This window comes from Microbacterium galbum, assembly GCF_032464915.1.
GTDB classification, from domain to species: Bacteria; Actinomycetota; Actinomycetes; order Actinomycetales; family Microbacteriaceae; genus Microbacterium; species Microbacterium galbum.
On sequence record NZ_JAWDIS010000001.1, the window covers coordinates 1,817,321 to 1,831,962 of the forward strand.

Annotated in this window: 11 protein-coding genes; 5 read left to right on the forward strand and 6 right to left on the reverse strand. The window is 70.0% G+C overall.

All coding sequences use genetic code 11. The features are described 5' to 3' along the window. Positions 1–29: 29 nt before the first annotated feature. Positions 30–1,079, reverse strand: a complete 1,050-nt coding sequence (locus RWH45_RS08535) for a substrate-binding domain-containing protein (protein WP_315994447.1) — start codon at positions 1,077–1,079, stop codon at positions 30–32. A gap of 309 nt (positions 1,080–1,388) precedes the next feature. On the opposite strand from RWH45_RS08535, the gene RWH45_RS08540 reads away from it, so the two are divergent. The 3 genes from RWH45_RS08540 to RWH45_RS08550 all read left to right on the forward strand — a co-directional run bounded on the left by RWH45_RS08540 (position 1,389) and on the right by RWH45_RS08550 (position 5,195). After that, positions 1,389–2,864 (forward strand): sugar ABC transporter ATP-binding protein, encoded by a 1,476-nt coding sequence (locus tag RWH45_RS08540; RefSeq protein ID WP_315994606.1) that lies wholly within the window; start codon positions 1,389–1,391, stop codon positions 2,862–2,864. Next, entirely contained in the window at positions 2,861–3,913 is a 1,053-nt protein-coding gene (locus RWH45_RS08545) for an ABC transporter permease (protein WP_315994448.1), read from the forward strand. The genes RWH45_RS08540 and RWH45_RS08545 overlap by 4 nt, the downstream gene beginning before the upstream one ends. A gap of 100 nt (positions 3,914–4,013) precedes the next feature. Continuing rightward, positions 4,014–5,195, forward strand: a complete 1,182-nt coding sequence (locus tag RWH45_RS08550) for an ROK family transcriptional regulator (protein ID WP_315994449.1) — start codon at positions 4,014–4,016, stop codon at positions 5,193–5,195. Positions 5,196–5,522: 327 nt separating this feature from the next. Here the strand turns inward: RWH45_RS08550 and RWH45_RS08555 are convergent, their stop codons facing one another. From RWH45_RS08555 to RWH45_RS08570, 4 genes are all read right to left on the reverse strand, one after another. Further along, positions 5,523–6,665 (reverse strand): NEW3 domain-containing protein, encoded by a 1,143-nt coding sequence (locus RWH45_RS08555; RefSeq protein ID WP_315994450.1) that lies wholly within the window; start codon positions 6,663–6,665, stop codon positions 5,523–5,525. Between the two features lie 77 nt (positions 6,666–6,742). Further along, a complete protein-coding gene (locus RWH45_RS08560; protein ID WP_315994451.1) occupies positions 6,743–8,014 on the reverse strand; it encodes a hypothetical protein in 1,272 nt (423 codons plus the stop codon). A gap of 17 nt (positions 8,015–8,031) precedes the next feature. Further along, positions 8,032–9,060 (reverse strand): sugar phosphate isomerase/epimerase family protein, encoded by a 1,029-nt coding sequence (locus RWH45_RS08565; RefSeq protein ID WP_315994452.1) that lies wholly within the window; start codon positions 9,058–9,060, stop codon positions 8,032–8,034. Positions 9,061–9,145: 85 nt separating this feature from the next. Then, positions 9,146–12,679: a PQQ-dependent sugar dehydrogenase gene (locus tag RWH45_RS08570; protein WP_315994453.1), complete on the reverse strand. Its 3,534-nt coding sequence runs from the start codon at positions 12,677–12,679 to the stop codon at positions 9,146–9,148. A gap of 396 nt (positions 12,680–13,075) precedes the next feature. Between RWH45_RS08570 and RWH45_RS08575 the strand changes: the two genes are divergently transcribed. Together RWH45_RS08575 and RWH45_RS08580 are read left to right on the forward strand one after the other, a co-directional pair. After that, the gene (locus RWH45_RS08575; protein WP_315994454.1) at positions 13,076–13,315 is read left to right on the forward strand and encodes a twin-arginine translocase TatA/TatE family subunit; all 240 of its coding nucleotides are present in this window, start codon (positions 13,076–13,078) and stop codon (positions 13,313–13,315) included. Positions 13,316–13,350: 35 nt separating this feature from the next. Then, positions 13,351–13,734, forward strand: coding sequence for a twin-arginine translocase TatA/TatE family subunit (locus RWH45_RS08580; protein WP_315994455.1), 384 nt, complete (start codon positions 13,351–13,353; stop codon positions 13,732–13,734). Here the strand turns inward: RWH45_RS08580 and RWH45_RS08585 are convergent. Further along, positions 13,695–14,639 carry a LysR family transcriptional regulator gene (locus RWH45_RS08585; protein ID WP_315994456.1) on the reverse strand — a complete coding sequence of 315 codons (945 nt, stop codon included), beginning with the start codon at positions 14,637–14,639 and terminating at the stop codon, positions 13,695–13,697. The genes RWH45_RS08580 and RWH45_RS08585 overlap by 40 nt on opposite strands. Positions 14,640–14,642: the final 3 nt, after the last annotated feature.

Below are 14,642 nucleotides of genomic sequence, written 5' to 3' on the forward strand. Positions count from 1 at the left end.
CCACGGCGACCGTGGACGCCCCGAACCGATCAGGACTCGAACGACAGATCGATGAAGGACGCCACGTTGTCCTTCGTCACGACCGGGGCGTCGAGCACGATGCGGTTGGGCACGCTGGGGGTGATGAGGTCACCCGCGGTCTTGCCCTGCGCGATCAGGCGCGCGAGCGCGATGCCGTCGGCCGCCTGCGTCGACGGGTAGATGACGGTCGCCTGCAGGGGAGTGTCGCCGGCCTCGATCGCCTCCATGGCGTTGCGGCTCCCGGCGCCGCCGACCATGAAGAACTCGTCACGGCCCGAGGCCGTGATGGCGGCGAGCACGCCGATGCCCTGGTCGTCGTCGTGGTTCCAGATGGCGTCGATCTTCGGGTTGGCCGAGAGCAGCTGCGATGTCGCCGACTCCCCGCCCTGGACGGTGAAGTCCGCGGCCACGCGGGGACCGACCTCGAGGCCGCAGTCCGACAGCGCGTCGGCGAAGCCCGCCGAACGATCCTGCGTGAGCGGGAGGGAGTCGATGCCGGCGATCTCGGCGACGACAGCGCTGCTGTTGCCCTCGAGCTGGTCGCAGACGTAGGTTCCGGCGCTGACGCCCATCCCGTAGTTGTCGCCGAGAACGGTCGAGCGTGCGGCGAAGGGGCTGGAGAACTCGCGGTCGACGTTGATGACCGGGATGCCGGCGTTCATCGCCTTGATCGCGACCTCTGTGAGGGCCGCGCCGTCGCTGGGCAGCAGCACGATGGCGTCGACCTTGTTGTTGATGAAGGTCTCGACGGCGGCGATCTGCGCGCTGACGTCGTTGGTTCCCTCGGCGACCTGCAGATCGACGTCGGGGAAGCTCTCGGCCGCGGCCAGGGCGCCGGAGTTGATGGCGCCGAGCCACCCGTGGTCGGCGGCGGGACCGGAGAAGCCGATGGTGACGGTGTCGCCGGTGGCGGCGTTCTCTTCGGCGCTGGTGCCCTGATCGACGACATTCTGGGCGTCGTCGTTCGAACCGGTGCAGCCGGCGAGCAGGCCGACCGACGCGAGGACGGCGACCCCCGTGAGAACCAAACGGGAGCGCGTCTTCATCTGTGAGCGCATGTACTTCCTCCTTGAATGTGATGCAGCTGGGGTCATGGCAGCCCCGGGTCATCCCGAAGGAAGGGTCCGCTCTGACGCCGCTCACGCTAGCAGAAGTGGCAGTGCGGTAGTCAACTTTTGATAACAGACCGATAAAAGTGAGCGACGCCTCTCCGAAGCGCCCGATAGCCGGTCCAGCAGGGCACGTGTCGGGGCGGGGGTTTTGCGCGATCTCCGCATTATCGAGTGTCGCGCGCCAAGCGGGCGGCGTGTTATGTTCGCCACGTGATCAAAGTTGACCATGCGTCGTCATTACTCGACGTCCGCGGAGTGACCAAGTCCTTCGCCGGCGTGCAGGCCCTTCGCGGCGTCGACCTCGAGGTGCGGGCCGGCGAGGTCCACTGCGTGCTCGGCCAGAACGGGGCGGGCAAATCCACCCTGATCAAGACGCTCGCCGGGGTCCACCGCCCCGACGGGGGTGAGATCAGCTGGCAGGGGGAGACCGTGGAGATCGCCGGTCCCCAGGCCGCCATCGACCTCGGCATCGCCACGATGTACCAGGAGCTCGATGTCGTGGACGGGCTGACCATCGCGGAGAACATCTTCCTCGGGCACGAGCTCGCCCGTGGCGGCTTCACGAAGAGGTCCGCGGCGGCGCGACAGACCACGGAGCTGCTCCGCCGCCTCGGTCACGCGGGCCTCTCCCCGCACGCCGAGGTCGGCACGCTCAGCGCCGCCAACAAGCAGATCGTCAGCATGGCGCGCGCGCTCTCGCACGACATCAAGCTCATCATCATGGACGAGCCCAGCGCCGTGCTCGACAGCGAGGAGGTCAAGAACCTGTTCGCCGTCGTCCGGGAACTCACCGCCGAAGGCATCGCGGTCGTCTACATCACGCACCGCCTCGAGGAGATCCGGCAGATTGGCGACCGCATCACGGTGCTCAAGGACGGTCGTACCACCGCGGTGGGTCTGCCGGCCGCCGAGACCCCCACGCCGGAGCTGATCCGGCTCATGACCGGACGCGAGATCACCAACGTCTTCCCCGAGCGCGTCCCGGTCGCGCCCGACGCCCCGGTCGTCCTCGAGGTGACGGACCTCTCCCTCACCGGTGTCTTCTCGGATGTGTCGTTCTCCGTGCGTGCAGGAGAGGTGGTCGGCCTCGCCGGGCTCGTCGGCTCCGGCCGGTCGGAGATCCTCGAGACCGTCTACGGCGCTCGTCGCTCGTCGGGCGGCAGCGTCAGCGTCAGAGGTGTGGCGCTTCCCCGCGGGTCGGTGTTCGCCGCCGTCCGCGCCGGCGTCGGACTCTCGCCGGAGGAGCGCAAGAGCCAGGGTCTCGTGCTGGACGAGCCGATCTTCGTCAACGCGACGATGGCGTCGATGTCACGCTTCGCCAGAGGCGGCTTCCTCGACGATCGCTCTGCGCGCCGGGTGGCGCAGGAGCAGATCGAGGCTCTCGAACTGCGGCCCGCCGACCCCGACCGTGCGGCCCGGACGCTCTCCGGCGGCAATCAGCAGAAGATCCTCCTCGCCCGATGGCTCATCCACGGCACCGAGGTGCTGTTGCTCGACGAACCCACCCGCGGCGTCGACGTCGGCGCCCGCGCGGAGATCTACACCCTCATCCGCGACCTGGCCGCCGCCGGGAACGCGGTCGTCGTGGTCTCCAGTGAGATCGAAGAAGTGCTGGGCCTGGCGGACGTCGTGCTCGTCGTGTCCGACGGCCAGATCCTCCGTACGCTCCCCTCCCACCAGATCGACGAGCACGGTGTGCTCGACCTCGTCATGAAAGGATCCGCCGCGTGAGCGAGCCGACCACCCCGACCCGTGCGCGCACGGTTCCGACCGAGGCCGGCACGGCCCCGGTCACCTCCACCGCGGCGTCGCCCGTGAAGGCCTTCTTCTCCGGCTCCGCCGGGCGCAACGTCGGCCTCGTCGTCGCCCTCGTGGTGATGCTCATCGTCGGCGCCATCACCGCTCCGGGGACATTCCTCACGGTCGACAACATCTTCGTGATCCTCCGACAGGCATCGATCACGGGGGTCGTGGCCATCGCCATGACGCTCGTCATCATCGCCGGTGGAATCGACCTCTCGGTCGGATCGGTCGTGGGCCTCGCCTCCGTCGTCGGCACCCTCGCCGTCGTGCAGGACCTCGCCGATTCCATGCACTGGATCGTGTTCGTCGTCTTCGCCCTCGCCGTCGGTGCGGCCGCGGGCCTCGTCAACGGCATCGTGATCGCGTACGGCAACGTCGTGGCGTTCATGGCGACCCTCGCGATGCTCGTGGGTGCGCGCGGTCTCGCGGAGATCCTGGCCGAGCGTCGCACGCTCGTGGTCGAGGACCGCAGCTTCATCACCTTCATGAACGCCGACATCCTGGGCGTGAACATGCTCATCTGGATCTTCCTGATCGTCGCGGTGCTCGGATGGGTGCTGCTGAACCGCACCACGTTCGGTCGTCGCACGGTCGCGATCGGCGGCAACCGCGAGGCGGCGCGGCTGGCGGGCATCAACGTCAAGCGCCATGTCATGTGGCTCTACGTTCTCGCCGGTCTGGCCTCCGGTATCGCCGGCGTGATGTTCCTGGGTCGCACCACGGCTGGAAGCTCCACGAACGGCCAGCTCCTCGAACTCGATGTCATCGCGGCCGTCGTGGTCGGGGGGACCCTGCTCGTCGGCGGCCGCGGCACGATCGCCGGCACCGTCTTCGGAGTGCTCATCTTTGCGACGCTGACGAACGTGTTCATTCAGAACAATCTGTCGTCTTCGGTTCAAGCCGTGGCGAAAGGTGTCATCATCGTGGTCGCGGTGCTTCTCCAGCAGCGCTTCTCCCGCCCACCCGGGCGGGGCTGACGACTTCCCCTGCCGACGGCGGCTGCGTGATCCGCGTAGCCGCCGTCGCCACGTGGATGGAACAGAAGACAACTAGTGGTGTACTGAGGGCGTGAAGAGGATGACGACAGATTCGATGCAGTCGGTCAACGGCGTGAGCCAGTTGTTCCAGCTGCTGCGAGACGGCGTTCCGCGCACCCGCGCGGAGCTGGCGAAGTCGACCGGCCTGGCTCGATCCACGGTCGCGATGCGCGTGGACGAGCTGATGCGCATGGGTCTCATCACCCCCGTGGCGGATGCCGTGTCGACGGGCGGTCGCCCGCCCTCGCAGTTCGCGATCAATCCGGCGGCCAAGGTCGTCGTGGCCGTCGACCTCGGCGCCTCGCACGGAACGGTCGCCATCGCCGACCTCACCGGCAAGGTCCTTTCCGAGCGGACCGGCGACATCGACATCGCGCAGGGCCCCGAGCCCGTGCTGACCTGGCTGGTCGAGACCGCCTCCGCACTGCTGACGGAATCGGGCCGCTCGGTCTCCGACGTGGCGGCGATGGGAATCGGCGTCCCCGGTCCCGTCGAGCACTCCACCGGCCAACCGGTGAACCCCCCGATCATGCCGGGCTGGGACCGCTTCGACATCCCCGGCTGGATCTACGAGCACATGCCCGTGCCCGTCCTCGTCGACAACGACGTGAACATCATGGCCCTGGGCGAGCGCAGCGTCGCGTGGCCCAGCGTCGACCACTTCATGTTCGTCAAGGTGGCCACCGGTATCGGCACCGGCATCATCTCCGACGGTCGCCTCCAGCGGGGCGCTCAGGGCATCGCCGGCGACATCGGTCACGTCCAAGTCGCCCGGGGCGCGGACATCCCCTGCCAGTGCGGCAACCGCGGGTGCCTCGAGGCTCTGGCATCCGGTCCGGCAATCGCCCGCGCCCTCCGGGCGCAGGGCATCGACGCCCACACCGGTTCCGACGTCGTCGACCTCGTCAAGCGCGGCAACATCGACGCGATCCAGGCCGTGCGTCAGGCCGGACGCGACATCGGCGAGGTGCTCACCACCTGCGTGAGCCTCATGAACCCCTCGGTCATCGCGATCGGCGGGTCGATGGCGCGCGTCGGCGAGCATCTCATCGCCGGAGTACGCGAGGTCGTCTACACGCGGTCGACGCCGCTGGCGACCGAGTATCTGTCGATCGTGCAGTCCATGGCGGCGGAGAAGGCCGCCGTGCTCGGCGCGAGCATGCTCGCCGTCGAGCACGCGCTCGCGCCCGAGTCGCTCAACGCGGCATTCCTGCGCGTCTGAAGCCATACGCGCTCCGCCGCCCCGAGTGCTCGGGGACCGGGGAGAAGATCCTCCCGCTGTCGCGCTGAGAGGGCTCGCGGGGTCCGTCCGAGCGGCTGGCCCGGCCTTCGGTGACGGGCCGGCGAACACCCCTGCCGCTCTCTTGGGGTCGTATCCGTAGCGCATCCTTTCCCCTCCGGAGCACGCGTCGGATCGGTGGGCTGCGCGTGCGAGCGTCGACTCGCGCAGACCCCTACGCCATCGCGCAGAACGCCCGCCATCTCGATGGCGGGCGTTCGTGATCATCACCCGCGGCGCAGGGTGTCCCTCCCCGCGCCGCGGGCGGTCTCACGGGGCGCGGCGCGCGGACCGCGTCGACGGGTCGTCGAGCCCGGGCGCGGAGGGAGACTCCACTGCGCCGGCCGCGACGAGCGCGCTGGTCCCGCCCGCCTGGGCCGTCGCCGCGGCCACGGCGGATGCGATCTCTCGGGCGTGGGCCGCCTTGCGGCGGCGGGCGGCGACGATGCGCCAGACCACGATCAGGGCGAGGACGGCGAGGATCGCCATCGCCGTCCACGGCATCGCGGCGGTCGCGGCGGTCGCCTGCGACACGAGGGGATCGAAGGTCGACGGCTCCGTACCGGCGAGCGTCCGCGTGACGACCTGCGAGGTGGCGGTCACCTCGGCCGCCAGCAGACCCAGAGGAGCGACGCCCGCGACCTCGACCGTGCGTTCGAGCGAGCTGCCGGGAAGGAGTTCGGGTGCGTCGTCGGCGGCGGTGACGCGGGCCCAGCCGAGCGGGCCGCTCAGGGCGACGTCGACGTCGGGGTCGAGGCGCGCGTTTCCGGCGTTGGTCAACGTGTAGCGAACGGTCGCGGAACCCGCCTCGAGCGGGTTGGCGGTGCCGTGATAGTCGACCGAGACGCCGTCGACGGTGAGCGCGGGGGCGAGATCGCCGAGCACACGCAGGTGCATGCGCGAGCCGAGACGGCGCTCGGTGACGGTCCCGGTGTCGGAGGTAACCGACATGGATGCCACGATCCCCGCGGCGTAGTCGCCGGGTGGGGTGTCCGAGGGCACAGCGACGGTGAACGGCACCTCGGCGTCCGCGCCGCTGTCGAGTGTCAGCTCCGTGGTCTCGATCGAGACCCAACTGCCCAGGTCGGTCGACGCGGAGCCTCCCGCGAGGATGTCGAGCGCGCCGTCCTCGGTGAGGAAGCCGTCGGCGGCGTATACCTGGAGCGTGATCGGCTCCGCGCTGCGGTTGGCGACGTACAGCGCATCCCCGACCGTGCCCCCGGGGGCCAGGTCGTAGGCGTAGTTGGGCCGGTCGCGCCCTTGCGCGGTGTCGGCGGGTTTCACGCTCCACGTCACGGTGGTGTCGGGCGCGGCCGCGGCCGACGCGGCGACGGGCGTGCCCAGCGCGAGCGCGAGGCCCGTGATGAGCGACAGGAGGAGACGGAACGGACGGGGGGACATCGCCTGGGACATGGGCGGGGCTTCCTGTGAGAAGGGAGGGACCGTCGGGGTCGCGGCGGTCAGACGGCCGCGACCCCGACGGGTGGGGATCAGCTGAGGGCGGTCAGCGTCACGGTCGCGGTATAGGTGCCGCGGGGGGTCTCGAGCGGGAGCTTGAGATCCAGGTCGGCGCCCACGAGCGAGGAACCGCGCTCGTGGCCGTCGTTCGCCTGTGCGAGGGTGCGCGCGACGGACAGGCCGCGACCTTCGTCGAAACCGGATGCCACGGGGGCGCCCGCGACGGCACCTCCCTGCGTCTCCACAATCTCGGGCGTCCAGCCGAGGTACTTGCTCGACACCTCCTGGCCGCCGGCGGTGAAGTTCGACACCTGTGCGGTCAGCGACCATCCCGGGTTGCCGGCGCGGGTGTCCTGGATACGGATCGGCACGATGGCGCCGCTCGCGGCGTAGTGGTCGAGCGCCTCGCTCGCCACGCCCAGGTCGACGAGGGCGGAGGTGCCCTCGATCGACCACGTCAGCTCACCCGAGCCCTGCTCCGGCACGGTGACGGCGATCGACTGGTCGCCCGCCGGCGGCTCGGCCGGGGCGGTCCCGGTGTAGTCGCCGGACGTCGTGCCCGCCCGTACGCCTTCGCCGAACGCCGCAGCCGGGCTGTTGCCGTCGAGAGCGAGTGCCCCGTACACGGTGGTGGCGGCGACACGGAGGTTCGCGTTGTTGCCGGTGAGCGACAGGCCGCCTCCGATGGTGTTGGCGAACGCGTCCACGCCGCCGTCGGCGGTCGCGCCGATGAGCACATCGCGGCCGCTGCCCGCAACGGTGACGTCGCCCTTCACGATCGCGCCCGAGACCGAGACGCCCCAGGCCGAGCCGTCGACGCTCACATCGGCGCCGACGGAGGTGCGCACGATGTCGACGTAATTCGCCTGCCGGGTGCTCAGCGAACCGGTGATCGAGCTGTCGACGACCTCGACGTCGATCCCGCCGGCTTCGACCGAGCCGCCGACCCGCAGGTCGTTGACGTAGAGGAAGCCCACGGTCGTGTCGACGGAGTAGGCGCTGACGTCTCCTGCGACGGTCGTGCCGTCGAGCGAGACGCCGTACGCGTCGGTGGCGACGACGTCGCCGGTCACGGTGACCGAGGTCGCATCCAACCACCCGCCGGCTTCGACGATGACGTCGCCCTCGACGGTCGCGCCGCCGAGCACGCAGTCAGCGCCCCCGGGAACGACGAGGTTCCCCGAGATGGTCTGGCTGCCGAGATCCTCCGCGCACGTCAGATCGGCGGCGTAAGCGGGGACGGCCACGACGCTGCCCCCGATGACGAGGAGCCCGACGGTGGTGAGTTTCGTGATTCTGTTCATCTGTTCTTCCTCGTCGCTCAGCCGCGCAGGGCTGCGATGTTGTCGTAGCTGCGGTCGGCGTTCGCCAGGGAGTCGCCGGGATTGACCGGCACCGTGGAGGCGTTGTCCTGCTCGAACATGCCGAAGCGCTGGCCGCGGTCGCGCAACTGCGACAGGAACGCCGTGTAGTCGATGTTCCCGGCGCCGAACTCGACGATGTCGTAGCCGTTGGCGCTGTTCGGGTTGAGCTTGCCGTCCTTCAGATGGAGGATCGGGAACCGCCGGGGATCACGTTTGATGTAGTCGATCGGCTCGAACCCGGGGTACAGGTGCTTTCCGACGTGCGCCCAGTAGACGTCCATCTCGAAGAACACCGTCTCGGGGTCGAGATTCGCCCAGTAGAGGTCGTAGACGCGCTCGTTCGTGTCGGTGGTGAAGCCCCACTCCTGAGCGTGGTTGTGCAGATAGAGCTTGATGCCGGCCGCCCGCCCCTTCTCGCCCATCTGGTTCCACGTGCCGATGGCCTGCATCCAGGGATCTTTTGCGAGAGGTCCGCCGTACCCGCCGGCGATCGGTCCGCCCTGGCCGAGGTGCGGCATGCCCAGCACGTGCGCGATCTCGAGCTGCTGGTCGATGTTGGCCGGGGTGAGGTTGACGTGCGCGCCGGTCGCCCGCAGGCCGTTGTCGTCGAGCAGCTGTCGGATCTCCTGCGGCGTGATGGCGCCGAGGTTGCCCTGGGTGTAGCCCGCGAACTCGATCTCCGAGTAGCCGATGCGGGCGAGCTCCTCGAATACCGCGCGGAAGCCCAGCGAGCTGACCTTGTCGCGGACGGTGTAGAGCTGGATGCCGATGCGGTTGACGGGGACGAGACGCTTCCCGGCGCTGACCGGGGGAGCGGCCGCCGCGGCGCGGGCGCCGAAGGCGGTGGATGCCGAGGCTGCCGCGGGCATGGCGGCGGCGCCGATGCCGACGGCGACGGACGACGCCGCCAGGGCCTTGAGCAGGGTGCGCCGGCTCATGGGCCGATCCGGCACCGTGGGGTGCGCGTGGTCGTGGTGGTGACTCATGACTCTCCTTCGAGGTGGGTCCGCCCCGGGCCGGGGACGACCGTGAGGGTGGTGGGGGCCGCGGTGCGCGACCCCCACCCGGGTGTTACTTCTTGACGGTCAGGTTCGCGCTGCCGCTGCTCTTCGCGATCCCGGTCGAACCGGTGTACGACGCCTGCACCTGGTAGGCGCCCTCCGCGCTGAGCTTGGGCAGGGTCACCTGGGCGGTGCCATCGGCGCCGAGCGTGCCGGTGAGGGTGGCGACGACCGTGTTGTTGCGACGGATGGTCACCGTGGCGTCGCCGGTCGGGACGATGCCCGTCGACGAGGCCACCTGGACCGTGGCGGTGGCCGCCACGGCGGGCTTGACCGGCGTCGGCGAGACGGCGACCGAGGTCGCCGACTTCGCCTGCGACACCGTGAGACGACCGATGCCGGCCGATCCCTTGAAGGTCTCGTCGGCCCCGTAGGTGGCCCGCAGGGTGTGCGTGCCGACCGGCAGGTCCGCCGGGAGGGCGACGACGGCGTTGCCCTCGGCGTCCAGAGTCGCGCGACCGAGCTCGGTGTCGCCGACCGTGAGCGCGACCTCGCCCGTGGGGGCGCCGCCCTCTCCGCGCACCGACACCGTCACGTCGCCCGGGGCGCCATAGGTGACGCGCGGGGAGCCGAGCGAGACGAGCGTGCGGGTGTCGACTGTCGGCTCGTCGGGAGCATCGAGGTCGATCGTGAACGACACCGAACCGAGCTCCGACACGTTGCCGCCGGTGTCGGTGGCCCGGTAGCGGATGTCGTAGGCGCCGTCCTGATCGAACGTCACCCCGTACTGCTGGTTCGCCGCCAGGTTCTCCCAGGTCGCGCCGTTGTCGCGCGAGTACTGGACGCTCGCGAGCGTGCCGTTGTCGGCGGCCTGCACCGAGAAGCGCACGGGCTCGTTGAACACGCCGCCCGCACCTGTCGGGGTGGCGGGGTCCAGCGTGTGCGCGACCGTCGGCGGTGTGACGTCTCCGACGCCGTCGCCGACCATCGTCAGCGCATCGACGGCCAACTCGTCGGCCGAGGTGACGTAGAGCGCTCCGGTGCCCTCGGGGGCCTCGAAGGCGATTTCGACGTCCTGCCAGCCGGCGCCCGCGGGGATGGTGGCGGTCGCGAAGGGCTCGGCGTCGGCGGCGCCCCAGCGCAGCTGGACCTCCCCCGCGCCGGTGGCGCGGACCACGGCACCGTCGATTCCGGCGAAGTTCACCGGGTCGTAGGCGAGGTAGTCGCCTGCTCCGAGTCCGCTCACGGCGTTGCCACCCGAGGCGTCGGCGTCGGCGTACGTGGTGACGCCCTCACGACGGATCGCGTGCTCGGCCTGCTGCTGCTTCGGATTCAGGCGAACGGTCGCCTCGCCCGTGGCCGCGGGCAGACCGTTGGCGCCCGCATCCGTGTAGGTGACCACGACCGCGCCGTAGAGCAGGGCACCGGGGCCGTGCTCGGGCGAGTTCGGGTCGGTGCGGAAGACACCCGTGCAGCCCGTGCCCGAGACCTCAGGGTGGGCGTGCTCGTCGTGACCGAGACCATAGGTCCAGCTCACGCGCGAGCATTCCGTGGCGTCGCCGTCTTCGGCATCCGTCGTCGTGACCTGGAACGGGATCGCTTGACCCCAGTCGAAGAACGCGCCGTCGCCGGGGAAGGCCACGGTCACCTCGGGCGCCTGGTTGCCCACCGAGATGGTGCGCGAGGTCAGGCCGAAGCGTCCACCCGGGTCGGACACGCGCAGGCGGGCACTGTACGTGCCCAGTTCGGTGTACGTGTACGAGGCGGTCGCGCCGGTCGCGTCGTAGGTGCCGTCACCGTCGAAGTCCCACTCGTAGGTGAGGGTGTCTCCGTCGGGGTCGGTCGAGGGCGACGCGTCGAACTCGACGGTCAGGGGGGCTTGCGACGACGAGGTGGGCGTCGCGGTGAAACGCGCCTGGGGCGACTTGTTCCCGGCGACGTAGTCGATGCGGTACAGACCGGCATCGGGGTTGGCGCGGAAGAAGCCGTCGCCGTAGTCGAGCACGTACATCGAGCCGTCGGGCCCGATCTCCATGTCCATGGGGTTGTCGTGCGGCGGCTGACCGAGGGTGCTCAGGGCGGCGTTGGGCAGGAAGTCCTCGATCCCGCTGACCTCGAAGGTGTCCCAGTCCAGTGTGAACGCGGCGATGTAGTCCTGCGAGAACTCACCCATGAACGCCTTGCGATCCCAGTGCGGGGGGAGCTTCGTGGGCGAGGGGTTGTTCTCGTCGTAGTGGTAGACGGGTCCGCCCATGGGGCCCTGGCCGTTGCCGGCGCCGAAGTCCACCAGTTCGTCCCACGGCTGGTCACCGGGGTTGTCGCCGTACCAGAGGGTCGCGGGCTGCGCGGGGGGCAGGTCGGTGAGGCCGGTGTTCCAGCGCGACTCGTTCTTGAGGTCGGTCGGGTCGAAGAACGCACCCGGCGTCGCCGTGGCGAAGTCCCAGTCGTTGTACGCCTGGTTGTCGGCGTGCACGTAGGGCCAGCCGGCGTTCTGCGGCTCGTCGAGGCTGATGGCGTTCCACTCCACCAGACCCATGGGTCCGCGCCCCGCGGTTTCGGCGACGGCCTTCGTCGCGTCGGGGCCGTAGTCGCCCCACGACAGCGAGTTGGTCTCGACGTCGACCTCGATGCGGAACGGGTTGCGCACGCCCATGACGAAGATCTCCGGGCGGGTCAGCTCGGTCCCGGGGGCGAAGAGGTTGCCCTCGGGGATCGTGTACGAGCCGTCGTCCTCGACGTGGATGCGCAGGATCTTGCCGCGAAGGTCGTTGGTGTTGCCGGCACCGCGCCGCGAGTCGAAGCCGGGGTTGTAGCCGGGGGCGTCGTTGTTGGGCGCGAAACCGTTGGCTCCCGGGGTGGATGCCGGGGTGTTGTCGCCAGTGCTCAGGTAGAGGTTGCCCTCGCCGTCGAAGCCGATGTCGGCGCCGACGTGGCAGCACTGTCCGCGCTGGACTTCGATGTCGAGGATGGTCTGCTCGGTGGACAGATCGAGCTGGTCGCCGTCCCACTGGAAGCGGGCGAGACGGTTCACACCGACCCACTGGTCCCAGTACGACTCGTCGGCGCCCGCGGGCAGCGTGTTGGGGGAGTTTCCCGCCGGGGTGTCGGCCACGCCGTCGCCGTCCGCGTCGCGGGGCGAGTACACGAGGTAGACCCAGTTGTTCTCGGCGAAGTCCGGGTCGAGGGCCACCGTCTGCAGGCCGTCTTCCGAGTTCGCGTAGACGTCGAGCGTGTTGGTGACCCGCGTGACGCCCGTGGCGGGGTCCGTCAGGCGCACGTCGCCGTTTCGCGCGGTGTGGAGCACGCGCTTGTCGGGGAGGACGGCGAGGTCGATCGGCTCGCCGACGTCCTTCGTCAGCAGCACGCGCTCGTAATTGCTCCAGTCGAGGGCGCCTTCGCCCTCGCCCGTGTCGCCGGGGTCGGGCGTTCCGGGATCGGTGGGATCGCCGTGATCGCCGCCCGGGTCGGTGGTTCCGTGGTCTTCCCCCTCATGCGCGAAGGCGGGGGCGGGCACAGCGGCGAAGACGCCCAGTCCCAGTGCGGTGGCCGCGAGGGCCGCCGTCAACCGGGACCGGACAGCCGGATGCCGAGAAGTAGAGTTCATCGTGAAACAGCTCCTGTGAATGCGTTCGAGTTGTTTTCACCGGGTCGCCACGCGTCGCTGCAACGACGTCTGTGGCGGCCCGGGCTCTTCAGCGGTGGCGGTCGGCCACGCGCGATCTGCTCCTCCGCTCTTCGTCGAGTTCGGATGGGACGCCGAGCACCGCTCGGTGCGGCGGTGGTTGGGCGAGCCTCGGGGGGATGAGCGCCCCAGGGGGTGGGCGATTGCTCTGGTCGTCATCTTGACCGATGTTTGTCCATAGGTCAATCAAAAGTTGCGTACGTAACGACCAACAAAAGGACGACGGTCCTGGGTCTTGTGATGTGCCGCCGATGAGGGCTAACATCGCCGAACGATCCCACTCGCCGACGACGACGCCGGCACGGCCGAGGAGGCCCCATGTTGCACGGACTGACCGGATGGCATCTTCTGATCGTGCTCGCGGTGGTGGTTCTGCTGTTCGGCGCGGCCAGACTGCCCGCTCTCGCCAAGAGTGTGGGCCAGTCCGCTCGCGTCTTCCGCGGAGAGATCAAGGCGATGAAGGACGAGGGTGCCGCGCCTTCTGAGCCGCCGGCGGCCGCGGTGCGCGACGAGCGCCTCCCCCGGGAGACGCTGCTCGAGCCGCCCGCTCGCAGCTGAGCATCCATGCGCGCCCGCCGAGGGGACCACTTCCCATGACCTTCGGTCTCACGATCGAGAAGCTCCTGCTCATCGGCGTGATAGCCGCGGTGATCATCGGCCCCGAGCGGCTTCCCGCGGCGGCCGAGTCTCTGCGCGCCTTCCTCACGCAGGCGCGCCGTCTCGCACGTTCCGCGCAGGAACACGTGCGGGATGAGCTCGGGCCCGAGGTGAGCGACGTCGACTGGCAGCGTCTCGACCCGCGTCGTTACGATCCTCGTCGCATCGTGCGAGAGGCCCTGTTCGCAGAGCCCGACGTGCCCGCCGCGAGCTCGGCTCCGCCGTCGTCCGCTACGGATCACGCCGGTGGGACCGAGGCTCCGGTCCCCGCCGCCACGGGTCAGCGCGTTCCCGCGACGCCTCCCTCGCCAGGGGAGTGAGTGCGAGCGGTGCCCGCTCCGGCTGACACCCGTCGAAGCGCACCCAGGACCGTGCGCACCGCGGCGTAGGCCAGCGCATCGGGGCGGGCGAGGGCGTCGATGTGCCGCACGAGCTCGAGGTCGGACAGTGGTCGCAGCGCGAGGCCGTCGACGGCGAGAGAGGCCGACGTCGTGCGAGGCAGGATCGCGATGGCCGCGCCGGATCTGACCACCTCGGCTGTGACCGAGAACTCGTTGATGCGGTGGGCGACCTGCACGGGGCGGCCCGCGTGGGCCGCGAGGTGCTCGAGGATGCCGGCGAGGGGGAAGCCCTCCTGCACCGATACCCAGGTCTCACCGGCCACGTCGGCCGCCCGCAGCTGCTCCCGGCTCGCCAGGGGGTGTCCCGCGGGGAGGGCGATGTCGAGTGGCTCCGTGAGCAGCGGGGTCGCCACGACCCGGTCGGTCGGCCAGGGCGCGTCATGCGGTAGGCGATGGGCGATCACGATGTCGTGGTCGGCGGTGAGGCCCGGGAAGTCGCGGTGCGCGACGTCTGCGTCGGCGAGCCGCAGGGGAGGTGTGCTGCCGACCTCCCGCAGGAGCGGACCGAACAGCGCCAGACCTGCGCTATGGAACGCAGAGATGCGCACGGGGCGCCGCTCGCTGTCGAGGAACGCCCCCACGGCCTCGCGCGCATCGGTGAGCGCCTCATCGACCCGAGCGCCGGCCGCGGCCAGGGCCTCGCCCGCGGGCGTCAGTACGAGCACCCGTCCGCGCCGCACGGTGAGGGGAACCGGGACGTGCGACTGAAGGGTGGCGAGCTGTTGCGACACCGCCGACGCCGACACGTGCAGTGCGGCGGCGACCGCGACGACGCTGCCGCGGTCGCGCAGTTCACGGAGAACACGGAGGTGGACGACATCCATAAG